25 protein-coding genes are annotated in these 24,694 nt (G+C 71.6%); 12 read left to right on the top strand and 13 right to left on the bottom strand.

The genetic code is table 11. From position 1 onward, the window contains the following. Nucleotides 1-92: 92 nt before the first annotated feature. Complete coding sequence (locus OG965_RS25400) at nt 93-1,547, bottom strand: hypothetical protein (RefSeq protein WP_371654361.1); 1,455 nt, start codon at nt 1,545-1,547, stop codon at nt 93-95. A gap of 244 nt (nt 1,548-1,791) precedes the next feature. Between OG965_RS25400 and deoC the strand changes: the two genes are divergently transcribed. From deoC to OG965_RS25385, 3 genes are read left to right on the top strand one after another with little or no spacing between them, the layout of a single operon-like run. Beyond that, nucleotides 1,792-2,748, top strand: coding sequence for a deoxyribose-phosphate aldolase (gene deoC, locus OG965_RS25395; protein WP_371654360.1), 957 nt, complete (start codon nt 1,792-1,794; stop codon nt 2,746-2,748). Between the two features lie 5 nt (nt 2,749-2,753). Continuing rightward, entirely contained in the window at nt 2,754-4,190 is a 1,437-nt protein-coding gene (locus tag OG965_RS25390) for an aldehyde dehydrogenase family protein (protein ID WP_371654359.1), read from the top strand. Further along, a complete protein-coding gene (locus OG965_RS25385) occupies nt 4,183-5,094 on the top strand; it encodes an aldehyde dehydrogenase family protein (RefSeq protein ID WP_371654358.1) in 912 nt (303 codons plus the stop codon). The genes OG965_RS25390 and OG965_RS25385 overlap by 8 nt, the downstream gene beginning before the upstream one ends. Before the next feature lie 179 nt (nt 5,095-5,273). Here OG965_RS25385 and OG965_RS25380 read toward each other — a convergent pair whose 3' ends face one another. Then, nucleotides 5,274-5,693: a hypothetical protein gene (locus OG965_RS25380; protein WP_371654357.1), complete on the bottom strand. Its 420-nt coding sequence runs from the start codon at nt 5,691-5,693 to the stop codon at nt 5,274-5,276. 53 nt (nt 5,694-5,746) lie between these two features. Between OG965_RS25380 and OG965_RS25375 the strand changes: the two genes are divergently transcribed. Next, nucleotides 5,747-6,448, top strand: a complete 702-nt coding sequence (locus tag OG965_RS25375) for a uridine kinase (protein WP_371654356.1) — start codon at nt 5,747-5,749, stop codon at nt 6,446-6,448. A 150-nt stretch (nt 6,449-6,598) separates the two neighbouring features. On the opposite strand, the gene OG965_RS25370 is transcribed toward OG965_RS25375, so the two are convergent. Beyond that, on the bottom strand, nt 6,599-7,348 hold the full coding sequence (locus OG965_RS25370; protein ID WP_371654355.1) for a SigE family RNA polymerase sigma factor: 750 nt from the start codon (nt 7,346-7,348) through the stop codon (nt 6,599-6,601). Between the two features lie 180 nt (nt 7,349-7,528). Here OG965_RS25370 and afsQ1 point away from each other — a divergent pair, with 180 nt between their 5' ends. The 5 genes from afsQ1 (at nt 7,529) to OG965_RS25345 (ending at nt 11,476) form a co-directional block, all read left to right on the top strand. After that, nucleotides 7,529-8,206, top strand: a complete 678-nt coding sequence (afsQ1, locus tag OG965_RS25365) for a two-component system response regulator AfsQ1 (protein WP_371654354.1) — start codon at nt 7,529-7,531, stop codon at nt 8,204-8,206. Nucleotides 8,207-8,255: 49 nt separating this feature from the next. Beyond that, the gene (locus tag OG965_RS25360) at nt 8,256-9,746 is read left to right on the top strand and encodes an ATP-binding protein (RefSeq protein ID WP_371654353.1); all 1,491 of its coding nucleotides are present in this window, start codon (nt 8,256-8,258) and stop codon (nt 9,744-9,746) included. Further along, the gene (locus OG965_RS25355; protein ID WP_371654352.1) at nt 9,743-10,378 is read left to right on the top strand and encodes a hypothetical protein; all 636 of its coding nucleotides are present in this window, start codon (nt 9,743-9,745) and stop codon (nt 10,376-10,378) included. Before OG965_RS25360 ends, OG965_RS25355 begins: the two co-directional genes overlap by 4 nt. Before the next feature lie 289 nt (nt 10,379-10,667). Further along, the gene (locus tag OG965_RS25350) at nt 10,668-11,189 is read left to right on the top strand and encodes a VanZ family protein (protein WP_371654351.1); all 522 of its coding nucleotides are present in this window, start codon (nt 10,668-10,670) and stop codon (nt 11,187-11,189) included. A gap of 77 nt (nt 11,190-11,266) precedes the next feature. Then, nucleotides 11,267-11,476 carry a PspC domain-containing protein gene (locus OG965_RS25345; protein WP_371654350.1) on the top strand — a complete coding sequence of 70 codons (210 nt, stop codon included), beginning with the start codon at nt 11,267-11,269 and terminating at the stop codon, nt 11,474-11,476. Between the two features lie 19 nt (nt 11,477-11,495). Here the strand turns inward: OG965_RS25345 and OG965_RS25340 are convergent, their stop codons facing one another. From OG965_RS25340 to OG965_RS25330, 3 genes are all read right to left on the bottom strand, one after another. Continuing rightward, a complete protein-coding gene (locus tag OG965_RS25340; RefSeq protein WP_371654349.1) occupies nt 11,496-12,215 on the bottom strand; it encodes a hypothetical protein in 720 nt (239 codons plus the stop codon). A gap of 139 nt (nt 12,216-12,354) precedes the next feature. Further along, entirely contained in the window at nt 12,355-12,681 is a 327-nt protein-coding gene (locus OG965_RS25335; protein ID WP_371654348.1) for an ATP-binding protein, read from the bottom strand. A 134-nt stretch (nt 12,682-12,815) separates the two neighbouring features. Beyond that, the gene (locus OG965_RS25330; RefSeq protein WP_371654347.1) at nt 12,816-13,970 is read right to left on the bottom strand and encodes an adenosine deaminase; all 1,155 of its coding nucleotides are present in this window, start codon (nt 13,968-13,970) and stop codon (nt 12,816-12,818) included. Between the two features lie 114 nt (nt 13,971-14,084). Here OG965_RS25330 and OG965_RS25325 point away from each other — a divergent pair, with 114 nt between their 5' ends. Next, nucleotides 14,085-14,849, top strand: a complete 765-nt coding sequence (locus OG965_RS25325) for an alpha/beta hydrolase (protein ID WP_371654346.1) — start codon at nt 14,085-14,087, stop codon at nt 14,847-14,849. Between the two features lie 66 nt (nt 14,850-14,915). Here the strand turns inward: OG965_RS25325 and OG965_RS25320 are convergent, their stop codons facing one another. Continuing rightward, nucleotides 14,916-15,896: a LysR family transcriptional regulator gene (locus OG965_RS25320; protein ID WP_371654345.1), complete on the bottom strand. Its 981-nt coding sequence runs from the start codon at nt 15,894-15,896 to the stop codon at nt 14,916-14,918. Nucleotides 15,897-15,931: 35 nt separating this feature from the next. Here OG965_RS25320 and OG965_RS25315 point away from each other — a divergent pair, with 35 nt between their 5' ends. Then, entirely contained in the window at nt 15,932-17,203 is a 1,272-nt protein-coding gene (locus tag OG965_RS25315; RefSeq protein WP_371654344.1) for an MFS transporter, read from the top strand. Between the two features lie 101 nt (nt 17,204-17,304). Continuing rightward, a complete protein-coding gene (locus OG965_RS25310; RefSeq protein ID WP_371654343.1) occupies nt 17,305-18,300 on the top strand; it encodes a sigma-70 family RNA polymerase sigma factor in 996 nt (331 codons plus the stop codon). 234 nt (nt 18,301-18,534) lie between these two features. On the opposite strand, the gene OG965_RS25305 is transcribed toward OG965_RS25310, so the two are convergent. The 6 genes from OG965_RS25305 to OG965_RS25280 all read right to left on the bottom strand — a co-directional run bounded on the left by OG965_RS25305 (nt 18,535) and on the right by OG965_RS25280 (nt 24,631). Next, a complete protein-coding gene (locus OG965_RS25305) occupies nt 18,535-18,807 on the bottom strand; it encodes an STAS domain-containing protein (protein ID WP_371654342.1) in 273 nt (90 codons plus the stop codon). A gap of 73 nt (nt 18,808-18,880) precedes the next feature. Beyond that, on the bottom strand, nt 18,881-20,158 hold the full coding sequence (locus OG965_RS25300; RefSeq protein WP_371654341.1) for a thymidine phosphorylase: 1,278 nt from the start codon (nt 20,156-20,158) through the stop codon (nt 18,881-18,883). 117 nt (nt 20,159-20,275) lie between these two features. Then, the gene (locus OG965_RS25295) at nt 20,276-20,698 is read right to left on the bottom strand and encodes a cytidine deaminase (protein ID WP_371654340.1); all 423 of its coding nucleotides are present in this window, start codon (nt 20,696-20,698) and stop codon (nt 20,276-20,278) included. After that, entirely contained in the window at nt 20,695-21,981 is a 1,287-nt protein-coding gene (locus OG965_RS25290; protein ID WP_371654339.1) for an ABC transporter permease, read from the bottom strand. Before OG965_RS25290 ends, OG965_RS25295 begins: the two co-directional genes overlap by 4 nt. Continuing rightward, on the bottom strand, nt 21,978-23,099 hold the full coding sequence (locus OG965_RS25285; protein ID WP_371654338.1) for an ABC transporter permease: 1,122 nt from the start codon (nt 23,097-23,099) through the stop codon (nt 21,978-21,980). Before OG965_RS25285 ends, OG965_RS25290 begins: the two co-directional genes overlap by 4 nt. Beyond that, nucleotides 23,096-24,631 carry an ABC transporter ATP-binding protein gene (locus OG965_RS25280; RefSeq protein WP_371657054.1) on the bottom strand — a complete coding sequence of 512 codons (1,536 nt, stop codon included), beginning with the start codon at nt 24,629-24,631 and terminating at the stop codon, nt 23,096-23,098. The genes OG965_RS25285 and OG965_RS25280 overlap by 4 nt, the downstream gene beginning before the upstream one ends. Between the last annotated feature and the right edge of the window lie 63 nt (nt 24,632-24,694).

The raw sequence follows: 24,694 nt of genomic DNA, 5'->3' as shown, positions 1-24,694 counted from the left end.
AGGGCGCGGACGCGCCCGGCCGCCCGTCCCGGAGCCCACGCGGACGGGGGTGCCGCCACGGTCGTGGCAGCACCCCCGGTGGGTGGCGGACGTCAGCCGCGGGCACCCGCCCGGCGGCGCAGCACGGCGAAGAAGCCGAGCCCGGCCACGCCCACGGATGCCAGGCCCGCGCCGCCCGCGACGAGCGCGGTGTTGCCGCCCTTGCCGCCCTCGACCTCGGCCCCGGCCGCGACGGCGCCCTTGGGGACGATCTGCGTGCCGGTGGTGGCGGTCTGGGCGGTGGCGCCGGTGGTCGTCGCGGTGGTCGTGGTGGTCGTGGAGGTCGAAGCGCAGTCCTTGCCGGCCGGCTTCTTCGGGAACTTCACGATGTCCCACGGGATCTGGCCGCCGTGCACACGCATCTGGAAGGTCGGGCGGCCCGGCTCCAGGTCCTTGACCCGGGCACCGCCCAGGAGGCCCTCGTGGTCGGCGGTGGAGAGGGTGTCGTACACCGAGCCGTCGTTCACGTTCAGCACCTCGGCGACCGCGCCCTTGGGGCCGTTGGACAGCCGCAGGCTCAGACCGCCGAACGGGGAGCCGCTGGTGCGGTAGGCGGTGCAGCCCTTGGTGTACTCGACGTCACCCGCGTCGAAGCCGCCCGACGGGTTGAGCCAGGAGCCCACCTTGCCCGCGTTGTTGAGGCCGACCCACATGCCGCCGACCTGGTCGCCGTTCTCGGCCTGGCCCTTGGGGCCGCCCGCGGTGACGGAGCCGCGCGGCTTGCCGTCCTTGGCGGAGAGCTCCAGGACGTACCAGCCCGCGCTCTTCTTCCACAGCTCGCCGTACGTGCCGTCGGCCAGCTTGCGCTTGCCGAGGTCCGTGCCGACCGGGGTGGTCGGGCCCTGGCCGCCGCTGCCCTGGTCCTGGACCGAGGTGACGTTGCCCTGGAAGTCGAGGGTGACCTGGATGCCGTTGAAGACCTTGGTGTCCTTGCGGGCGTGGCCGCCGCCCGCCGTGAGGTGGCCGATCTCCTCGTTGTCCTTGCCCTTGAGGAGGGTGGCCCCGTAGTAGACGTGCCGGCCGCCGTAGCGGTAGACCATCGCGGTCAGGCCGCCCTTGAGCGGGACCGTCCGTACGAGCACGCCGTCCACATCGTTCTTGCGCTCCGGGAACATGATCGTCCGGCTCTCGCCCGCGCCGTTGAACTTGAGGAGCGGAACATCGCCGTCCGCGTTCTCCAGGCCCATCCGCAGCCCGTCGACCGTGGCGCTCCTGCTGTCCAGGTCCAGCTTCGCCATGAGGCGGCCCATGTAGTCGTCGCCGCGCTGCCAGTCGGGCTTCACCGCGCGGATCCAGGCCTCCGGACCGCCGTCGGAGACGCGGTTGCGCAGCACGGCGACATAGCCCTTGGCGAGGTGGACGGGGTAGCCGGAGTAACGGTTCTCCGTCGTGGTCTTGGCGGCGGAGGCGGTCGGCGCGGCGAGCGCGGTGGTCGCGGTGACGACCGGGGTGAGGGCGACACCGGCGACGACCGCGGTGGCGAGGGCGGTGCGGAGGGCGTTACGCATGACGACTCCCGAGGAGACAAGGGGTGGAGGAAGCGAAGAGCCGCATGCCGCTGTGTTCTCGTTCGGGTGGGGCCGTTGGAGGCTTCGGCGGGCTGCATCGACAAAATTAGTGATCTTGTTCGCCGGAGCTGTCCGCGCCGCGTCACAGCGGCGTGACAGGGACCGGAAGCCTGCGTTCCAAAGCGGCCCTGGTCAGCGGGGCTGTACAGGACGCTACGCGCGTAGATATGCTCATCTGGTGACCATGCCCACCAATGCACCTGCAGCTGCCCTCGCCGACGCGACCGCGTCGGACGCGGCTCTGCGCCGCTTCCTCCACGGGCTCCCCGGCATCGATCCGGTGGGCCTGGAAGCGCGCGCCGCGTCCCTCGGCACTCGTTCGATCAAGACGACGGCCAAGGCGTACGCCATCGACCTGGCCATTTCGATGATCGACCTGACGACGCTCGAAGGCGCGGACACCCCGGGCAAGGTCCGGGCGCTCGCCGCCAAGGCCGTCCACCCCGACCCGCTCGACCGCACCACCCCGGCCACTGCGGCCGTCTGCGTCTACCCCGACATGGTGGCCACCGCCAAGGAGGTCCTGAAGGGGTCGGACGTGAAGGTCGCGTCCGTCGCCACGGCCTTCCCCGCGGGCCGCGCCGCCCTCCCGGTCAAGCTCGCGGACGTGCGCGACGCGGTGGCCGCCGGCGCCGACGAGATCGACATGGTGATCGACCGGGGCGCGTTCCTGGCCGGCCACTACCTCAAGGTGTACGAGGAGATCGCGGCCGTCCGGGCCGAGTGCGGCGACAAGGCCCGCCTCAAGGTCATCTTCGAGACCGGCGAGCTCTCCACGTACGACAACATCCGCCGCGCCTCCTGGCTCGGCATGATGGCCGGCGCCGACTTCATCAAGACGTCGACCGGCAAGGTCGCGGTGAACGCGACGCCCCCCAACACCCTGGTCCTGCTTGAGGCCGTGCGCGACTACCGCGCCCAGACCGGCATCCAGGTCGGCGTGAAGCCCGCCGGCGGTATCCGCTCGACCAAGGACGCCATCAAGTTCCTGGTCCTGGTCAACGAGACCGTGGGCGAGGACTGGCTGGACAACCACTGGTTCCGCTTCGGCGCCTCCTCGCTGCTCAACGACCTGCTGATGCAGCGTCAGAAGCTGGCGACCGGCCGCTACTCCGGCCCCGACTACGTGACGGTGGACTGATCACCATGGCATCTGTATTCGAGTACGCACCGGCGCCGGAATCCCGTTCTGTCGTCGACATCGCGCCTTCGTACGGTCTGTTCATCGACGGCGAGTTCGTCGACGCGGCCGACGGCAAGGTCTTCAAGACCGTCAGCCCCTCGTCGGAGGAAGTCCTGTCCGAGGTCGCCCAGGCGGGCGAGGCGGACGTGGACCGGGCCGTGAAGGCCGCCCGCAAGGCGTTCGAGAAGTGGTCGGCGCTGCCCGGCTCCGAGCGCGCCAAGTACCTCTTCCGTATCGCCCGGATCATCCAGGAGCGCAGCCGCGAGCTGGCCGTCCTGGAGACCCTGGACAACGGCAAGCCGATCAAGGAGACCCGCGACGCGGACCTCCCGCTGGTCGCCGCGCACTTCTTCTACTACGCGGGCTGGGCGGACAAGCTCGACCACGCGGGCTACGGCGCCAACCCGAAGCCGCTGGGCGTCGCCGGCCAGGTCATTCCCTGGAACTTCCCGCTCCTGATGCTGGCGTGGAAGATCGCCCCGGCGCTCGCGACCGGCAACACGGTCGTGCTCAAGCCCGCCGAGACGACCCCGCTGACCGCCCTGTTCTTCGCGGACATCTGCCGCCAGGCGGGCCTGCCCAAGGGCGTCGTCAACATCCTCACCGGGTACGGCGACGCGGGCGCGGCCCTCGTCGAGCACCCGGACGTCAACAAGGTCGCCTTCACCGGTTCGACCGCCGTGGGCAAGAAGATCGCCCGCCACGTCGCCGGCACCGACAAGAAGGTCACCCTGGAGCTGGGCGGCAAGGGCGCCAACATCGTCTTCGACGACGCCCCGATCGACCAGGCCGTCGAGGGCATCGTCAACGGCATCTTCTTCAACCAGGGCCAGGTCTGCTGCGCGGGCTCGCGCCTGCTGGTCCAGGAGTCGATCCAGGACGAGCTGCTCGACGCGCTGAAGCGCCGTCTGTCCACGCTCCGCCTCGGCGACCCGCTGGACAAGAACACGGACATCGGCGCCATCAACTCGGCCGAGCAGTTGGCCCGGATCACCGCGCTCGCCGAGACCGGCGAGGCCGAGGGCGCCGAGCGCTGGTCCCCGGCGTGCGAGCTCCCGTCCGCCGGCTACTGGTTCGCCCCGACGCTGTTCACCAACGTCACCCAGGCGCACACCATCGCCCGCGACGAGATCTTCGGCCCGGTCCTCTCGGTGCTGTCGTTCCGTACGCCGGACGAGGCCGTCGCCAAGGCCAACAACAGCCAGTACGGCCTGTCGGCGGGCATCTGGACGGAGAAGGGCTCGCGCATCCTCGCGGTCGCGGGCAAGCTCCGGGCGGGTGTCGTGTGGGCCAACACGTTCAACAAGTTCGACCCGACCTCGCCCTTCGGCGGCTACAAGGAGTCGGGCTTCGGCCGCGAGGGCGGCCGGCACGGTCTGGAGGGTTACCTCGATGTCTGAGTCTTCTGCGTCCACGGCGTCCGCGACGCGTCTCAACGTCTTCAAGACCTACAAGCTGTACGTCGGGGGCAAGTTCCCCCGCTCCGAGAGCGGCCGGGTGTACGAGGTGAGCGACTCCAAGGGCAAGTGGCTGGCGAACGCTCCCCTGTCCTCCCGCAAGGACGCGCGTGACGCGGTCGTCGCCGCCCGCAAGGCGTTCGGCGGCTGGTCGGGCGCGACCGCGTACAACCGGGGCCAGGTCCTCTACCGCGTCGCCGAGATGCTGGAGGGCCGCCGCGAGCAGTTCGTACGGGAAGTGGGCGAGGCGGAGGGTCTGTCCAAGTCGAAGGCCGCCGCGGTCGTCGACGCGGCGATCGACCGCTGGGTCTGGTACGCGGGCTGGACCGACAAGATCGCCCAGATCGTGGGCGGCGCGAACCCGGTGGCGGGTCCGTACTTCAACCTGTCCACGCCGGAGCCGACGGGCGTCGTGACGGTCCTCGCCCCGCAGGACTCGTCCTTCCTGGGGCTGGTCTCGGTGATCGCCCCGGTGATCGCCACCGGCAACACGGCCGTGGTGATCGCCTCGGAGAAGGCCCCGCTGCCCGCCCTGTCCCTGGGCGAGGTGCTGGCCACGTCCGATCTGCCGGGTGGCGTTGTCAACATCCTGTCCGGCAAGGCTTCGGAGATGGGCCCGCACCTGGCGGCCCACCAGGACGTCAACGCGATCGACCTGGCGGGTGCGGACGAGGTGCTGGCCAAGGAGTTGGAGATCGCCGCAGCCGACAACCTCAAGCGCGTGCTGCGGCCCGCCGCGGCCGACTGGTCCGCGGCTCCGGGTACGCACCGGATGACCGCGTTCCTGGAGACCAAGACGGTCTGGCATCCGACGGGATCGCTGGGCGCGTCCGGCTCCGCGTACTAGGTCGCCCGGGGTTCGTCTGCGGGCCGGTGGGGGGGCTCGCGCCCACGCGGCGGAGCCGCAAATGTCACAGCCCCGCGCCCCTAGGGGGTGCACCGAATCAGCCCAGTTCACCGCGCCCCTCAAGTACCCCGAACGGCGCCCCGGGCCCCCACCCGTGGCGCCGTTCGGATTGTTCGGGGTCAGCCCGGGAGCAGGCGGGTGGCCGTGCCGATCAGGGGGAAGTCCTTGAGGGCGCCGCTCTCGTGCAGCGGGGCCGTCGCGATCGCCGTCGAGACCGGCTTGAAGTCCGCGATCTGGGTGCCCACCGCGTTGTCCAACGGGTCCACCGGGGTCTTGGCGAACGGGTTGAGGCTGAGCGTCTTGGCCGGGGCGAGACCGTTGGTCAGCCCGGCCGACAGGTCCCCCGTCACGGAGCGTGTCGGGCCGTCCACCGCGACCCCGGGGTCCGCGACGGCCTGCCCGACCATCCCGGCCGGGCCGGGGGCCGCCTGGGCCGCGCCCGTGGCCCCGGCCAGCGCGGCCCCCGCGGCGGTCGCGGTGAGCCCGGCGCGCAGCAGCACACGGCCGCGACGGGCCCCGCCGGCTTGGTTTCGTGCCATGTCGTCCCACTCTCCTACGTATCGGTGCGAGCACGCAGCGTAGTTGAGGTGTGATGCTCGATACCAACGGGCTCCCCGAGTGGTCCACCTCCCGGGTGGATGCCTCAGACTGGTGTCCCGTGACCGCACACGCCATCCCGACACGCGTCGTTCTCCTCACGGGCCCCTCCGGTTCCGGAAAGTCGTCGCTCGCCGCCCGCACGGGCCTGCCCGTGCTGCGCCTGGACGACTTCTACAAGGAGGACGGCGACCCGACCCTGCCGCGTGTGCCCGGCTCGCCGGACATCGACTGGGACTCCCCGCAGTCCTGGGACGCCGACGCGGCGGTGGCGGCCGTCGTCGAGCTGTGCCGTACGGGGCGTACGGCCGTACCGGAGTACGACATCGCCACCAGCTCGCGGACCGGGACGAGCCTGTTCGGCATCGACCGCACGCCGCTGTTCGTCGCGGAGGGGATCTTCGCGGCGGACATCGTGACGCGCCTGCGGGAGCACGGTGTGCTCGCCGACGCCCTCTGTCTGCGCGGGCGGCCCTCGACCACGTTCCGGCGCCGCCTCGCGCGCGACCTCAAGGAGGGGCGCAAGTCGGTGCCGTTCCTGTTGCGGCGGGGGTGGCGGCTGATGCGGGCCGAGCGCGGGATCGTGGCGCGCCAGGCCGCGCTGGGCGCGCACCCGTGCGGCAAGGAGGAGGCGCTCGGCCGCCTCGCCGCGGCCGCAGCGGGGCGGTGCGTGGCCGCGCCCGCGGCGCGGGTGTGAAAAAGCGGGACCGAGTGGGCCCCCCGGCCCCGTCGGTCCCGCCCTGTTCCCCCGTTACCCGTACGCCCGACGTATCCCCCGAGACGCCGGCCCCCGTACGTTCCCCCCTGCATCCCCGCACTCCGGCGGCTGCCACCGCCGGCCAGACCTTCAGGCCACGAGCTCGCCGAAGGACTCTTCCTCGTCACGGCCGAAGGCGAGGACGTTGTCCTCGCGCAGCCGGCGGAGCGACCGCCAGATGCTCGACTTCACCGTGCCGACACTGATGTCCAGTATGTCCGCGATCTCGGGGTCCGTACGGCCCTCGTAGTACCGCAGGACCAGCATCGTGCGCTGCATTTCGGGCAGTCGCGCCAGCGCCTGCCAGAGCACCGCGCGCAGCTCCGTGCCGCGCATCGCGTCCGTGTCGCCCGCCGTCTCCGGCAGCTCCTCGGTCGGGTACTCGTTCAGCTTGCGGCGGCGCCACGCGCTGATGTGGAGGTTGGTCATGGTGCGGCGGAGGTAGCCCCCGACCGCGGCCTTGTCGCTGATCCGGTCCCAGGCCCGGTAGGTCGAGAACAGTGCGCTCTGCAGCAGGTCCTCGGCCTCGAACCGGTCGCCGGTCAGGTGGTAGGCGGTGGCGTACAGGGAGGCCCTGCGCTCCTGCACATAGGCGGTGAACTCCGCCTCGGACCCGGAGCGCTCCCCCGTGGCCTCCCCGTACGCCGCATCCCCGCTGGTCCCCACGCCCTTGAAGGGCGAGACCGGCACCGCGTCGAGCACCGTCATGTACGTCTGGTGCTGACGCCCGGTGCCGCGAGCGCACCCCCGTCCGCTCACGGCACCGGACTTCTCGCTCCGCACGACGTCGTGGAGACGCGTGACAACTGCGCTTGAGGTGGTGCTGTGCAGTGCGTTCATCTCGCGCCCCCCGTCGGTGGAGTCTTGTTTCGGTCGGTACGAGGAAGACTCTGCCCGGCCAGTTTCATCGCGGTGTCCGACGACTGTCACAGGCCTGTCACAGCGGGCTGTGGACAGTGGAGAAGGGGCGATGTCCACGGGAGGTCGAACTCCGCTCCCCCATGGGCCAGAATGACCTCCGTGCCTTTCCTGTTGCTGATCGAGGACGACGACGCCATCCGCACGGCGCTCGAACTCTCCCTGTCCCGCCAGGGCCACCGTGTGGCCACCGCGGCGACGGGAGAGGACGGCCTGAAGCTGCTCCGTGAGCAGCGGCCGGATCTGGTCGTGCTGGATGTGATGCTGCCCGGGATCGACGGCTTCGAGGTTTGCCGCCGTATCCGGCGCACGGACCAGCTGCCGATCATCCTGCTGACCGCGCGCAGCGACGACATCGACGTGGTGGTCGGCCTGGAGTCCGGCGCCGACGACTACGTGGTGAAGCCGGTGCAGGGCCGGGTGCTCGACGCCCGGATCCGCGCGGTGCTGCGCCGGGGCGAGCGCGAGGCCACCGACTCGGCCACGTTCGGCAATGTGGTGATCGACCGCGCCGCGATGACGGTCACCAAGGCCGGCGAGGACCTGCAACTGACGCCCACCGAGCTGCGGTTGCTCCTGGAGCTGAGCCGGCGGCCCGGACAGGCGCTGTCCCGCCAGCAGCTGCTGCGCCTGGTGTGGGAACACGACTACCTGGGCGACTCCCGCCTGGTCGACGCGTGCGTGCAGCGGCTGCGGGCCAAGGTCGAGGACGTACCGTCGTCCCCCACGCTGATCCGTACCGTGCGCGGGGTGGGCTACCGCCTCGACACCCCGTCGTGACCATGGGCGCCCCTCCCGAGATGAACCCAAGAAAGCAGCGATTCGGAACGTGAAGAAGGCGATACTCGCCGGCCTCCGCTGGACCAGCCTGCGCCTGCGTCTGGTCGTCGTGTTCGCGCTCGTCGCGCTGACCGCCGCCGTCTCCGCGTCGGGGATCGCGTACTGGCTCAACCGCGAGGCCGTGCTCGTGCGCACCCAGGACGCGGCGCTCGGCGACTTCCGGCAGGAGATGCAGAACCGGGCCGCCTCGCTGCCGCTCCGGCCGACCGCCCGCGATCTGCAGACGACCGCGCAGCAGATGGCGGCCAGCAGCCGCTCCGGCTACCACGTCAGCTCCGGCTACCAGGTGCTCCTGGTGGACCAGCGCGACCCGGGCAAGCCGATCGTCGGGGCGTCCGACGTGGACCGCTTCACCCTGGACGACGTGCCCGGCTCGCTCCAGGAGGCGGTGAACAAGAAGCAGAAGGTCACGGACAGCAACGACTATCCGTACCACCTGTTCTGGCAGCGCCGGACCCTGCGCGGGAAGCCGTACCTGGTGGGCGGCACGAAGATCATCGGGGGCGGCGCCACCGGCTACATGCTCGCCTCGCTCGACCAGGAGCGCCAGGACCTCAACTCGCTGGCCTGGTCGCTGGGCATCGCCACCGGGCTCGCGCTGCTCGGCTCCGCGCTGCTCGCGCAGGCCGCCGCGACGACCGTGCTGCGGCCGGTGCAACGGCTCGGCGACGCGGCCCGCCAGCTGGGCGAGGGCAAGCTCGACACCCGGCTGCGGGTCTCGGGCACGGACGAACTGGCCGATCTGTCGCGGACGTTCAACAAGACGGCCGAGAGCCTGGAGAAGAAGGTCAGCGACATGAGCGCGCGGGAGGAGGCGAGCCGCCGGTTCGTCGCGGACATGTCCCACGAGCTGCGTACGCCGCTGACCGCGCTGACCGCCGTCACCGAGGTCCTGGAGGACGAGGCGGACAGCCTCGACCCGATGATCGCGCCGGCCGTGCAGCTGGTGGTCTCCGAGACGCGGCGGCTGAACGTCCTGGTCGAGAATCTGATGGAGGTCACGCGCTTCGACGCCGGTACGGCCAGGCTCGTCGTGGACAACGTGGAGATCGCCGACCAGATCACCGCGTGCATCGACGCGCGGGCCTGGCTGGACGCGGTGGACCTGGACGCCGAACGCGGCATCATGGCGCGGCTCGACCCGCGCCGCCTGGACGTGATCCTGGCCAACCTGATCGGGAACGCGCTCAAGCACGGCGGCTCCCCGGTACGGGTCTCGGTGCGGGTGGAGGGCGAGGAGCTGGTGATCTCGGTACGGGACCACGGGCCCGGCATCCCGGAGGAGGTGCTGCCGCACGTGTTCGACCGCTTCTACAAGGCGAGCGCGTCCCGGCCCCGCTCCGAGGGCAGCGGCCTGGGCCTCTCCATCGCGATGGAGAACGCCCACATCCACGGCGGTGACATCACGGCCGCGAACTCGCCCGAGGGCGGCGCGGTGTTCGTGCTGCGGCTGCCGCTCGACGGGGGTGAGGAGGCGTGAGGGTACGGCTGTCGGGCGGTGCGCTCGCCCTGCTGGCGCTCGGCGCCACTCTGACCGGGTGCGGCATCCGGCCCACGGCGGTCCCGGTGGACGCGGGGCCCGCGCCGTCCCGGGTGCCATGCGAGGTGCCGGGGAACTCGGTGACCCCTCAGTTCGAGGGCGTCACCGTCCGGGTCTATCTGGTGTGCGGGGCGCAGCTGGTGTCGGCCGAGCGGTCGGTGCGGATCCCGGAGGGCCGGGCCTCGGCCGACCGCCTCCGGTTCGCCGAGGCGCTGCTCACGGAGCTGGAGGTCACGCCGGCGGGGGACGAGAAGGCGGCCGGGTACACGACGGACGTGCGGGGTCCTCTGACGGTGACGGCCGCGCGCAAGGGCGACCCTTCGGGTGCCCTGCGGCTCTCGCGCCGCCCGGAGGACCTTCCGGCCCTGGCTCTGTCGCAGATCGTCTGTACGTACGCGGAGAACACGCCGACGTCGTCCGGGGGGCAGCAGGTGGTGCTCGGGGGGCCCGGGGAGGATCCGGCGCGGGGGTACGCGTGCACGGCGGAGATGAAGACCCGGCCGGACTCGTCCCCGACGCTGGGCGACGCGCTGCGTCCCACCGGGAGCTCCCCCACCCCGCCCGTTCCCTGAACCCTCCGGGGGTGGGTGGGGGTGGAGGCTCGCTTCCCGGGGGCTGCACCCCCGGACCCCGTTCGTCTGCGGGCCGACTGTGGCTGGTCGCGCAGTTCCCCGCGCCCCTGGATGCGCCCCTTCGGGGCGCCCAGGGGATGCCGCGCAGCGGCGTTTGAGGGGCGCGGGGAACTGCGCGACCAGCCCCCACCGGCCCGCAGACGAACGCGCACCCACCACCGCCGCAGACAATCGCGGAACCGATCGCGGCGCCCCGCGCGTCTTGGGGGGCGTGCTACAGCGTCATGGTGTGGGCGGCAGCGCCGCCATCCGGTACCGCGCGGCGGGCTGCGCTCTCCTTCTCGCGCACATGGCGCTCGTCGCGTGGCTCACACTGCGCCCACGCGACGTCATGTGGGTGACCGCACCCAACCTCACCCCGCTCGCCGGAATCCGCGCCGACCTGGCGCTGGGGTCCCTGGAGGCCGCGCTCCGCATCGGGGAGGGGCTGCTGCTGCTCGCCCCGCTCGGCGTGCTGCTGCCGCTGGTCGGGGGGCGGCTCGTCGTCTCGCCGGTGGGCTCCCTGCTCCGTACGACCGCCGCCGCCGCACTCGTCTCGCTCGGCATCGCCCTGCTGCAGACCTCCGTGCCGGGGCAGGTGGCCGATGTGGACGCGCTGCTCCTGAACACGGCGGGCGCGGCGTTCGCCCACATCGCCGTGGTGCCCGCCGGGCGGCTCGCGCTGCGGCGGCGCCAGGACCGGGACGACGTCCCCGTACCGGCGGCTCAGGGTCGTACCCCGACGATTCCCAGGGTCGGGATCGCCCCGTAGCCCGACGCTTTGCCCGGTTCGGGGCGGCAGCATTGAGGCATCGGAGCACAGACCTCCCGGACCCGAAGGAGCACCTCATGGCCACCCTTGCCCGCCCCCGCGACGGACGGATGATCGGCGGCGTGTGCGCGGCGCTGGCACGGCGCTTCGGCACCTCGGCCACCACGATGCGCGTGATCTTCGTGCTCTCGTGCCTGCTGCCGGGCCCCCAGTTCCTGCTCTACATCGCGCTGTGGATCCTCTTCCCGAACGAGAAGGGCCACAGCACCCCCAGCACCGCCTGGTGACCCCTTTCAGGGCCCGGCACTAGGAACCCAGCACGCGGCGCACCTTCTCCAGCTGCTTGTCCGCCACGTCCCTCGGCACCTCCACCAGCTCCTGGGCCCTGCCCTGGACCGGCGCGCCGAGGTTGATCGTCATGAACCGTACGATCGTGGCGCCCTGGCGCACCACCACGATGTGGACCGGCGTCTCCACGTTCACCTGCGTGGACGACGCGGACCAGCTCACCGACTCGTCACCGCCGATCCGGTACGGCCGCGCCTTCACGCGCGCGTACGTGGAGCTCGTCCCGCCCAGCTCGGCCTTGAAGCCCGGGCAGGCGGCGACCGCCGCGCGCAGGTCCTTGATCAGCTTCCCGGCTTCGGGGCGCGCGTACGTACTGAGCGACGCCGCGACCGCGAGGCCGAGTTTGCGCTGGGAGCCCAGGCCCCGGTTGACGGTCTCGCGTGCCTGCGGGTTCGGCTCGTCGCCCATGATGTCGGCGAGCGGCTGGCACGGCTTGCGGTCGGCCTGCGGGCGGGCCCGGCCCTGGGCGGTGGTGTCGGCGGAGACCTGGTAGCCGGGCACGTCGCCCTGTTCGAGGGCCGCCCGCTGGAGCCCGGTCCGCGCGGCCGCCGAGGAGCCCTTGGCGGCGGGCGCGGAGGCCTTGCCGTCGGAGCCGCCGCCCGACGAGCCGCACGCGGTGGTGAGGAGCAGCGCCGACGCCGCCATCAGCACGGCAGGTCCAGTCGCCTTCACACGCATCGTCGGAACCCTACTCACCTGTCAATAGCCAGCGTACGAGCCGCGATCCTGACACAGACGCGGCGGAGCGCACACCCACGACCGGATGTGCGCCCCGCCACAACGCCTCAAAGCACCGCCAGGCGGTACGTTTCGGCCATCAGCCGCCGAGCGGCAGGCCGCCACCCAGGGCTCCGCCGACCGGCAGGCCGCCGAGCAGGCCGGCCACCGGGTCAGCACCCCCGGTCGGCAGGGTGGACGCGCCCTTGCCCAGAGCGTTCTGACCGGCGGTCAGCGACTCCGGGGCACCCATCGGGAGCTTGTTGGTGACGCCCTCGACGGGCAGCGTCTTGGTCAGGCCCGAGAGGGCGGGGAGCTCGGGCACTCCGGCGATGGCGGGCGCGGCGGAGGCCGTACCGGCGGCAGCGGCGGCGAAGGCGACACCGACAGCGGCGGCACCGAGCGACTTGACGGCAGACTGCTTCATCTGGAATTCATCCTAGGGAAGGGAATGTGAGCGGCTCTGCAAGCTAGTCAGACCGCCGCTCGCCCCGCAAACACGTGAAACCACGGAAAACGGCCGGGATTTACTTCTCCCAGCCGTTCCGATGATGTACCCGATCAGCCCATGGACGGGGTAGATCCGCTGGTCGCGGCGGTCTGCTTGAACAGCCATTCGGATTTCAGCTCGGCGTAGCCGGGCTTGATGACGTCATTGATCATGGCGAGGCGTTCGTCGAAAGGAATGAACGCTGATTTCATCGCATTGACGGTGAACCACTGCATGTCGTCGAGCGTGTAGCCGAATGCCTCGGTCAGCCGCTCGAATTCCTCGCTCATGCTGGTACCGCTCATCAAGCGGTTGTCGGTGTTGACGGTGGCCCGGAAGTGGAGCCGGCGCAGCAGCCCGATCGGGTGTTCGGCGTAGGAAGTGGCGGCGCCGGTCTGGAGGTTGGACGTCGGGCACATCTCCAGCGGGATGCGCTTGTCCCGTACGTACGCGGCGAGCCGCCCCAGCTTCACGGTGCCGTCCTCGGCGACCTCGATGTCGTCGATGATCCGCACCCCGTGGCCGAGCCGGTCGGCGCCGCACCACTGGAGCGCCTGCCAGATCGACGGCAGCCCGAAGGCCTCGCCCGCGTGGATGGTGAAGTGGTTGTTCTCCCGCTTCAGATACTCGAAGGCGTCCAGGTGACGGGTGGGCGGGAAGCCGGCCTCGGCGCCCGCGATGTCGAAGCCGACCACGCCCGAGTCCCGGTAGGAGTTGGCGAGTTCGGCGATCTCCAGGGCGCGGGCGGCGTGCCGCATGGCGGTGAGCAGGGCGCCGACGCGGATACGGTTCCCGTCGGCGCGGGCCCGGCGCTCGCCCTCCCTGAAGCCCTCGTTGACGGCCTCCACGACCTCCTGGAGGGTCAGGCCGCCCTCCAGGTGCTGCTCCGGCGCGTACCGCACCTCGGCGTAGACGACGCCGTCCTGCGCCAGGTCCTCGGCGCACTCGGCGGCGACGCGGAACAGCGCGTCGCGGGTCTGCATGACGGCGCAGGTGTGCGCGAAGGTCTCCAGATACCGCTCCAGGGAACCGGAGTCGGCGGCTTCCCGGAACCAGATGCCGAGCTTGTCGGCCTCGCTCTCGGGCAGACCGGTATACCCGGTCTGTTCAGCGATCTCGATGATGGTGCCAGGACGCAGACCGCCGTCGAGGTGGTCGTGGAGCAGCACCTTCGGGGCGCGGCGGATCTGGTCCGTGGTCGGAACGTCGGTGGTCTGGCTCGTCATCTGCGCATGCTAGCCCCTACGCGCGTAGATCACCGGGAGTCGCTCGGTTGCCGATGCGTAACAGTGACCGCGCGGACGGGTGGAGTACACCTCGGCTTCTGAGACTGTTCTGTCATGGCACAGCATGCGACTTCCCTGCCTGCTGCCCGGCTCGGACGGGCCGTCGGTGCGACCGGCGCCGGCTCCTCGGTCGGCGGTGTGGTGCTGGTGCTGCCGGACGGCGATCCCGTCTCGGCGCGCCGCCCTTCGTCCGTCTCGTACGCCTCGGCGCTGCCGTTGGCCCGGCGCCTGGCCCGGGCGGGGCGGGACGACGGGCTCGTGGCCCATCTCGTCCGCTACCGGGGCCGGGGCTGGAACGGCGGCGACGCCCGGCTCGCGGCGGACGCCGAGTGGGCCGCCGAGGAGGTGGTACGGCGGTACGGGGACGTGCCCGTCTGTCTGGCCGGGCACGGGATGGGCGGGCGTGCCGCACTGCGGGCGGCGGGGCACTCGGCCGTCAACTGCGTGCTCTCACTGGCCCCTTGGCTGCCGGAGGAGGACGTGGCGGCCGAGCCGGAGCCGGTGAAGCAGCTGGTGGGGCGGCGGGTGCTGATAGTCCACGGCACCAACGACGCGCGCAGCGACCCGGAGTTGTCGTTCCGGCTCGCCGCGCGCGCGAAGAAGACCAACCGCGACACCTGCCGCTTCGAGGTCCACTCGGACGGGCACGGGCTGCGCCAGTACCGCTCCGAAGTCCTGGCCCTGGCGGCCGACTTCGTGAAGGGGTCGCTCTTCACGCACGCGTACGCGCGTCCCGTCGCCGACGCGCTGGCCGCCCCGCCGCCGCTGGGGCTGCGGATGCCGCTCGCGGCGGGGTTCGGGAAGTCACTGCACGTGTGAGGGGTACGGGAGACCGGCCGCCGCGCGCCCGTACGGCTCACACGCGCAGATTCGGCCTCGTACGGCTCACACCGGCAGCAACTGCCCGCGGCGCGACAGCAGGAACGCCTTGAAGGCGGCCACCGGCGGGGTGTCCGGGTGGCCGTCCAGCCAGGCCACGCCGATCTCGCGCACCGCGCGCGGCGCCGTCACCGTCAGCTCGACCACGCCCGGGCGGGCCACCGCGGGCGGCGGCAGCAGGGCCACGCCCAGGCCCGCCGCCACCAGGCCGCGCAGGGTCTCCGCCTCCTCGCCCTCGAAGGCGACCCTCGGGGTGAACCCGGCCTGCGCGCACAGGTCGTCGGTGATGCGCCGCAGCCCGTAGCCGGGCTCCAGGGTCACGAACGTCTCGTCGGCGGCCTCCGCGAGCCGGACCCGCTTGCGGGCCGCGAGGCGGTGGTCGTCGGGGACGACGAGCCGCAGCCGCTGCTCGTCGAGGCGCCGGGCCACGAGGTCGGGCGCGTCGGGCACCGGCGAGGTGAGGCAGAGGTCGAGGTCCCCCGCGCGCAGCCGCTCGATCATCGCCTCGCCGTAGTTCTGCACGAGGGTGAAGCGCACCCGGGGGTGGGTGACCCGGAAGGCCCGGATGAGGGCGGGCACCGTCTCGGAGCCCATGGTGTGCAGGAAGCCGAAGGCGACCTTGCCCGCCGCCGGGTCGGCGTCGGCCCGCACCGACTCGGCGGCCCGCTCCACCTCGGCGAGGGCGCGCTCGGCCGAGCCGAGGAAGGTGCGGCCGGCGGGGGTGAGCGAGACCGTACGGCCCCTGCGGGCGAACAGGGCGACCCCGAGGTCCTCTTCGAGGCGGACCATGGCCCGCGAGAGCGTCGGCTGGGGCACGCCGAGCTCGTGCGCCGCGCGCGTGACGTGCTCGTGGCGGGCGACCGCCGCGAAGTACGCGAGGCGGGGCGCGAGCACCGTAACAATGTCTTCTTCGTTACTGTTCAATGACAGACACCCGCCTGAGCTGTGCTTATGCGTACGTGCATTGATTATGCGCGCTCGATGCATTGGACGCATAAATCTGCCGGGCCTACGGTCGACGTATGCCTCCTGCCAGTACCGGGGCACCCACCACCGTGGGTGCCTCCACCGCGCCGTCCCCCGACCAGCTCTTCCCGGGTGCTCCCGGCTACCGCCGGATGAGCTTCGCGCTCTTCGCCGCCGGGGTCGCGACCTTCGCCCTCCTCTACTCCACCCAGGCCCTGCTCCCGCTGATCTCGGGCGACTTGGGGGTGTCGGCCTCCGCGGCGAGCTGGACCGTGTCGGCGGCGACCGGCGCGCTGGCGCTGTGCGTACTGCCGCTGAGCGCGCTGTCCGAGCGGTTCGGGCGGTCCCGGACGATGACGGTCTCCCTGGTGGTCGCGGTCGCGGTGGGGCTGCTCGTGCCCTTCGCGCCGAACGTGGGCTGGCTGGTGGCGCTGCGGGCGGTCCAGGGCGCGGCCCTGGCCGGGCTGCCCGCCTCCGCGATGGCCTATCTCGCGGAAGAGGTGCGGCCCAAGGCGCTGGTCGCGGCGATCGGCCTGTTCGTGGCGGGCAACTCCATCGGCGGCATGAGCGGCCGCATCCTGACCGGCTGGGTGGCCCAGGCGTGGGGCTGGCGCGCGGCGCTGGCGGCGGTCGGGCTGCTGGCCGCCGGGTGCGCGGTGGCGTTCCGGCTGCTGCTCCCCAGGTCCCGCCACTTCAAGGCCGCGTCCCTTGACCCGCGCGCCCTGGCGGCGACCGTGCGCGGCCACCTCGCGGACCCGCTGCTCGTGCGCCTGTACGCGATCGGCGCGCTCTTCATGACGGTGTTCGGCGCCGTCTACACAGTCATCGGCTACCGGCTCAGCGCCGCGCCCTTCGACCTGCCGCAGGGTGTGGTCGGCTCGATCTTCCTGGTCTACCTGGTGGGTACGGTCTCCTCGGCCGCGGCCGGGAACCTGGTCGCCCGGCTCGGCCGCCGGGGCGCGCTCTATCTGGCCGTCTCGACCACGACCGCCGGTCTGGTGCTGAGCCTGCTCGACTCGCTGGCGGCGGTCCTGGCGGGCCTGGTGCTGATCACCGCGGGCTTCTTCGCGGGCCACGCGGTCGCCTCCTCCTCGGTGAGCCGCACCGCGAAGACGGGCCGCGCCCAGGCGTCGGCGCTCTACCAGTCCGCGTACTACCTGGGCAGCAGCGCGGGCGGCACACTCGGCGCGATCGCCTTCCACGCGGGCGGCTGGCCCGCCACGGTGCTGCTCGGCCTGCTGGCCGTCCTCGGCGTCGTCTCGGTGACGCTGTACGGCAGCCACGCCGCCCGCACCGAGCGCAGGCTCGCCGCGACGCGCCTCGCCTGACCCCACGCGACCTGCTGAAACGTCCACCTGAGGCGCGATTGTCAGTGGGCTCCTGTAGCTTCCGAAGAGCTGGAGCACATGGGCGATCTGGGGTGGACGCGATGGGTGATCTGTCAACGGAACCGTCGGTGGCGACGGACCTGGACTCCCGCCTGGAGAAGCACCGGGTCGAGCTGACGGGGTACTGCTACCGGATGCTCGGCTCGGCCTTCGAGGCGGAGGACGCGGTGCAGGACACGCTGGTCCGGGCATGGCGGAGTTACGAGAAGTTCGAGGGCCGCTCGTCCCTGCGGTCCTGGCTGTACCGGATCGCGACCAACGTCTGCCTGGACATGCTGACCGCGAGCGGCAAGCGGGCCCGCCCGATGGACCTCACGGCCCCGCAGACGGCGTCCTCGGCCGTGCTGCGCTCGCGGCCGGAGGTGACCTGGCTGGAGCCGGTGCCGGACGCGCGGGTGCTGCCCACGGCGGTGGACGACCCGGCCGAGACGGCGGTCGCGCGCGAGAGCGTGCGGCTCGCCTTCGTCGCGGCCCTCCAGCACCTGCCGCCCAAGCAGCGGGCGGTGCTCATCCTGCGCGAGGTGCTCGCGTGGAAGGCGAGCGAGGTGGCCGAGCTGCTCGGGACGACGGTGGCGTCGGTCAACAGCGCGCTCCAGCGGGCGCGTTCGACGCTGGCGGAGTCGGAGCCGCGCGCCTCGGACGCGGCGGACCCGCTCGACGAGGAGCAGCAGAAGCTCCTGGCCCGCTATGTGGCGGCGTTCGAGGGGTACGACATGTCGGCCCTGACGTCCCTGCTGCACGAGGACGCGACGCTGTCCATGCCGCCGTACGACCTGTGGCTGCGCGGCCCCGAGGACATCGTGGCGTGGCACCTGGGCACGGGGCACGGGTGCCGGGGCTCGCGCCTGGTGCCGACCGTCGCCAACGGGACGCCCGCCTTCGGTCAGTACCGGCCTGGCCCTGGCGGGCGGCATGAACCCTGGGCGCTCCAGGTCGTGGAGATCGCCGACGGGAAGATAGTCGGGCTCAACGCGTTTCTGGATACAGCGCGTTGGTTCCCGATGTTCGGGTTGCCCCAAGCGCTGGGCGAGGCCTGACGTCTTTCACCTGCGGGCCGGTGGTGGGCTGGTCGCGCAGTTCCCCGCGCCCCTAACCCCGTATTCGTCTGCGGACCGTGCTGGGTTGCTCGCGCAGTTCCCCGCGCCCCTGAAAGCCTGTGGCTGAGCTGGATTCTCCGGCTGCGGCGGACTACCTGAGGGGCGCGGGGCCGTGACATTTGCGGCTCCGCCGCGTGGGCGCGACCAGCCCACCACCGGCCCGCAGACGAACAGCTACTCCGCCAGTCCCGCGAGGTGCAGCAACGCCACCAACCCCGGCCCCGCGTTGCGTATCGACAGGTGCCCGCCCGCCCGCCGGGCAGTCAGGCGGAGCCGGGCGACGGCCTCCACCGCCGCCAGATCGGCCCGTACCAGCCCGCCCACATCGCACACCACCTCCCGCGCCCCGGCCGCGTACAGCGCCCGCAGCCGCTCGCACAGCGGTGGTACGTCGGCGAGGGTGACGGGGGCGGGGACGACCAGGTGGGCGGGTTCGATGGGCTTCACACGGGAACAGACCCGCCCCGGCCGAGAAAGTCATCGGCCGGGTGCGGGTCTGCGGGGAGGTGCGCGGAGGGCGTCAGGCGATCCGGTCGAGAACGATCGGGTTCGCGGTGAACGAGGTGCCCGCCGGGGCGATGTCGTACGAGTCGCCCAGCGTCTGGAGGGCGTACTCGAACTTCTCCGGCGTGTCCGTGTGCAGGGTGAGCAGCGGCTGACCCGCCGTCACCGTGTCGCCCGGCTTGGCGTGCAGCTCGACGCCCGCGCCCGCCTGCACCGGGTCCTCCTTGCGGGCCCGGCCGGCGCCCAGGCGCCAGGCGGCGACGCCGATGTCGTACGCGTCGAGGCGGGTCAGCACGCCCGACCGCGAGGCGGTGACGACGTGCTGCTCGCGGGCGACCGGCAGGGTCGCGTCCGGGTCGCCGCCCTGGGCCGCGATCATCCGGCGCCAGACGTCCATGGCCGAGCCGTCGGCGAGCGCCTTCTCGGGGTCGGCGTCCTTGATCCCGGCCGCGTCCAGCATCTCGCGGGCGAGCGCCAGGGTGAGGTCGACGACGTCCTGGGGGCCGCCGCCCGCGAGGACCTCGACGGACTCGCGGACTTCGAGGGCGTTGCCCGCGGTGAGGCCCAGCGGGGTGGACATGTCGGTGAGCAGCGCGACGGTCTTGACACCGCTGTCGGTGCCGAGCGCGACCATGGTGGAGGCGAGCTCGCGGGCGTCCTCGATGGTCTTCATGAAGGCGCCGGTGCCGACCTTGACGTCGAGGACCAGCGAGCCGGTGCCCTCGGCGATCTTCTTCGACATGATCGAGGAGGCGATCAGCGGGATGGCCTCGACGGTGCCGGTGACGTCGCGCAGCGCGTAGAGCTTCTTGTCGGCGGGGGCCAGACCGTCGCCCGCCGCGCAGATGACCGCGCCGGTGGTGTCCAGGACGTTCAGCATCTCCTCGTTGGAGAGCAGCGCGCGCCAGCCGGGGATGGACTCCAGCTTGTCGAGGGTGCCGCCGGTGTGGCCGAGGCCCCGGCCGGACAGCTGCGGCACGGCCGCGCCGCACGCGGCGACCAGCGGGGCGAGCGGCAGCGTGATCTTGTCGCCGACGCCGCCGGTGGAGTGCTTGTCGGCGGTGGGGCGCGAGAGCGCGTCGAAGTTCATGCGCTCGCCGGACGCGATCATCGCGGCGGTCCAGCGGGCGATCTCCGTACGGTTCATGCCGTTGAGCAGGATCGCCATGGCGAGGGCCGACATCTGCTCGTCGGCGACGACACCCCGGGTGTAGGCGTCGATGACCCAGTCGATCTGCTCCGGGCTCAGCTCGCCCCGGTCTCGCTTGGTGCGGATGACGGAGATGACGTCCATGGCATTCCTTCCGGCAAGTGCGGTTCGTCCGTACGGTACACGCGACTCTACGCGCATAGAGAGGTCTGACGGGTGCGGCCCCTCCCTCGCTGATCAGCAACGGAGGGGCCGCGGTGGTTACTTGAGCGGTTGCTTCAGATGGTCCGGGCCGAAGGCCTGCGGAAGCATCGCGGAGAGCGGCAGGATCCCGTCCGGGGTCTCCAGGAGCAGCTCCGGTCCGCCGAACTCGTACAGCAGCTGCCGGCAGCGGCCGCAGGGCACGAGCACGGCGCCGTGGCCGTCGACGCAGACGAAGTGCGTCAGCCGGCCGCCGCCGCCGAGCCGCAGCGCCGAGACGAGCCCGCACTCGGCGCACAGCGACAGGCCGTACGAGGCGTTCTCGACGTTGCAGCCGGTGATCGTGCGCCCGTCGTCGACGAACGCCGCCGCGCCGACCGGGTAGCCCGAGTACGGGGCGTACGCCCGGGACATGGCGTCCCGGGCCGCCTCGCGCAGAGCCTCCCAGTCGACGGCGGAGGTGCCGGTGGCGTCCGGCGTCACTTGCCCTGGCCCTTGCGGTAGCGCATACCGTCGGCCTTGGGCATCCGCAGGCGCTGCGCGGAGAGCGAGAGCACGAGCAGCGTGACCACGTACGGCGTGGCGCCGACGAAGTCGCCGGGGACGGTGTCGGTCATGAGGTACCAGACGAGGATCGCGGCGGCCATGACCGCGCTGATCACGGCCTGGATCATCGCCTTCTTGTACGCCTTCCAGGCGGCCAGGGCGACCAGCAGCACCACGAGCAGGAGCAGCAGGGCGTGCACCGTGGTGCCGCCGTTGCGCAGCTGGAGCGCGTCGGAGAAGCCGAACAGACCGGCGCCCATGGCGAGTCCGCCCGGCCGCCAGTTGCCGAAGATCATCGCGGCGAGACCGATGTAACCACGGCCGCCGGTCTGGCCCTCCAGGTAGATGTGCGAGGTGACCAGCGCCAGGAACGCGCCGCCGAGACCGGCGAGACCGCCGGAGATGGCGACCGCCGCGTACTTGTAGGTGTACACGTTGACGCCGAGCGACTCGGCGGCGATCGGGTTCTCGCCGCAGGAGCGCAGCCGCAGGCCGAACGCGCTCTTCCACAGCACCCACCAGGTGCCCACGAAGAGCAGCACGGCGATGACCGTGACCCAGGAGACGTCGGTGACCAGACCGCCGAGGATCCCGGCGAGGTCGGAGATCAGGAACCAGTGGTGCTTCTGGATCGACTCCAGGCCGGAGGAGAGGCCCGGGACGGTGAAGCTCGGCAGGGTCTCGGCGGGCGGGGACTGCTTGGGGTTGCCGCCCGCCGTCGCGGCGTCGCCCTCGTTGAAGAAGAGCTTGGCCATGTACTGCGTGGCACCGACCGCGAGCAGGTTGACGGCCACACCGGAGACGATGTGGTCGACGCCGAAGGTGACGGTGGCCACCGCGTGGACGAGGCCGCCCAGGACACCGAAGCCGATGCCCGCGAGCAGGCCGAGCCAGGGGCTGGACTGCCAGCCGACCCAGCCCGCGCCGAACGTCCCGAGGACCATCATGCCCTCAAGGCCGATGTTGACCACGCCGGCCCGCTCGGACCACAGGCCCGCCAGGCCCGCCAGGCCGATCGGCACGGCGAGGCCGAGGGAGGCGCTGATCTGGCCCTCGGAGGTCAGCTGGTCGGCACCGGTGATGACGCGCACGGCGGAGACCAGGATCAGCGCGCCTGCGACGATCAGCAGGATCTGCGCCACGGAGAACTTGCGCTTGGCGTTGCCCTTGAGCCCGGCCGGGGGCGGCGGGGTCTTGGCGGGGGTGGTCGTGACGCTCATGCCGTCACCTCCTGCTTCTTGGCGGCCTGGGCCGCGAGCTCGGCGCCGACGCGCTGCTGCTGGCGCTTGAGGCCGTAGCGGCGGACGACTTCGTACGCGATCACGACGCACAGGACGATGACGCCCTGGATCACGCCGAGGATCTCCTTGTCGTAGCCGATCACTTCGAAGTGGCCGGTGGTGCGCTCCAGGTAGCCCCAGACCAGCGCGGCGAGGGCGACGCCCACCGGGTGGTTGCGGCCGAGCAGCGCGACGGCGATACCGGTGAAGCCGAGGCCGAGCGGGAAGCTGTTGTCGAACTGGTGGCTGTCGTTGAGCAGCGTCGGCAGACCGACCAGACCGGCCACCGCACCCGAGATGATCATGCTGGTGACGATCATCTTCTTGACGTTGGCACCGCTGGCGGCGGCCGCGGACTCGGACTGGCCGACGGCTCGCAGGTCGAACCCGAACCGGGTGCGGCCGAGCACGAACCAGTAGGCCACGCCGACGAGCACCGCGACGACGACGAAGCCCCAGATCTGACCGGCGGCGCCGTTGTCGATGGTGAAGAACCAGGAGCTCTCGGGCAGCGGCTTGGTGGAGACCAGGGTGCCCGCCTCATCGAGCTGGCCCAGCCGTTCGGGCTGGAGCAGATAGGCGATGATCGCGGTCGCGATGGCGTTCAGCATGATGGTCGAGATGACCTCGCTGACGCCCCGGGTGACCTTGAGGACGCCCGCGATGGCCGCCCACAGGGCGCCCGTCACCATCGCCGCGAGGATCATCAGCGGGATGGCGACGATGCCCGGCAGCGAGACCGCGCCGCCGATGACGGCGGCGAGGAAGGCCGCGATGCGGTACTGGCCGTCCACACCGATGTTGAAGAGGTTCATCCGGAAGCCGACGGCCACCGCGATGCCCGCGAGGTAGTACGTCGTCGCCTTGTTGAGGATGTAGACCTGGCTGTCGCTGGCCGAGCCGTACGACAGCATGTCGTCGAAGGCGGGCATCGGGTTCTTGCCGGTGGCCAGGATGACCAGGGCGGTCACGACGAGCGCCGCGACCACCGCGAGCACGGGGGCCGCGATCGCGAGGAGCAGCTTCTCCTTGTCGATGCGCTGGGTGAACTTTTTCATCGGTCCTCTCCCCCGGTGCTGTCGTCGTGCTCCAGATGGCCGACGGCGGCGCCGGTCATGGCGGAGCCCAGCTCCTCAGGGGTGATCGTGGCGGGGTCGGCGTCGGCGACCAGGCGGCCGCGGTACATCACCCGCAGGGTGTCGGACAGGCCGATCAGCTCGTCCAGGTCGGCGGAGATCAGCAGCACCGCGAGGCCCTCGCGGCGGGCCTGGCGGATCTGGTCCCAGATCTGCGCCTGCGCGCCGACGTCCACACCCCGGGTGGGGTGCGCGGCGATCAGCAGCTTGGGGGCGTGGCTCATCTCGCGGCCGACGATCAGCTTCTGCTGGTTGCCGCCGGAGAGCGAGGCCGCGGTGACGTCGATACCGGGGGTGCGCACGTCGTACTCGCGCACGATCCGCTCGGTGTCGAGCCGGGCCGCCTTGTTGTCGAGCAGGCCGCGCTTGGAGTTGGGGCGCTCGGTGACGTGCCCGAGGACGCGGTTCTCCCACAGCGGGGCCTCCAGCAGGAGCCCGTGGCGGTGGCGGTCCTCGGGGATGTAGCCGACGCCTCCCTCGCGGCGCTTGCGGGTCGACGCGTGCGAGATGTCGGTGTCGTCGAGGGTGATGACACCGCCGTCCGGATCGCGCATACCCATGATCGCCTCGACGAGCTCGGCCTGGCCGTTGCCCTCGACGCCGGCGATGCCCAGGACCTCGCCCTTGTGGATGGTGAAGGACACCGCGGAGAGCACCTCGCGGACCACACCGTCGGGGTCGGTGGCGGCCAGCTTCAGGTCGTCGACCTTGAGCATCGGCACATCCGTGACCGTCGACTCGCGGGTCTCGGGCGAGGGCAGCTCGCTGCCCACCATCAGCTCGGCGAGCTGCTTGGTGGTGGTGGTCTTCGGGTCGGCGGTGCCCACCGTCGTACCGCGCCGGATGACGGTGATCTCGTCGGCGACCTTCAGCACCTCGCCCAGCTTGTGGGAGATGAAGATGACGGTCAGGCCCTCGGCCTTGAGTTCGCGCAGGTTGTCGAAGAGCGCCTCGACCTCCTGCGGGACCAGGACCGCCGTCGGCTCGTCGAGGATGAGGGTGCGGGCGCCGCGGTAGAGGACCTTGAGGATCTCCACGCGCTGGCGGTCGGCGACGCCCAGGTCCTCGACGACGGCGTCGGGACGGACGTTCAGACCGTACGCGTCCGAGATCTCCCGGATCTTCTTGCGGGCCTTGGCCCCGATGCCGTACAGCTTCTCGCCGCCGAGAACCACGTTCTCCAGGACGGTGAGGTTGTCGGCGAGCATGAAGTGCTGGTGCACCATGCCGATTCCGCGCGCGATGGCGTCGGCGGGGCTGTGAAAGACCACCTGCTCGCCGTCGACGGTGATGGTTCCCTCGTCCGGCTTCTGCATGCCGTAGAGGATCTTCATCAGGGTGGACTTGCCGGCGCCGTTCTCACCGCACAGGGCGTGCACGGTGCCCCTGCGAACGGTGATGTCGATGTCCTTGTTGGCCACGACGCCGGGGAAGCGTTTGGTGATGCCGCGCAGTTCGACGGCGGGAGGGCTGGACGCGTTGATGGCGCACTCTCCTCATGAGCAGGAGCGGGGGGC

It is taken from the genome of Streptomyces sp. NBC_00224 (assembly GCF_041435195.1).
GTDB lineage: Bacteria > Actinomycetota > Actinomycetes > Streptomycetales > Streptomycetaceae > Streptomyces.
The sequence above is the reverse complement of the archived record's forward strand: the minus strand, read 5'-3'. Positions and strand labels throughout refer to the sequence as shown.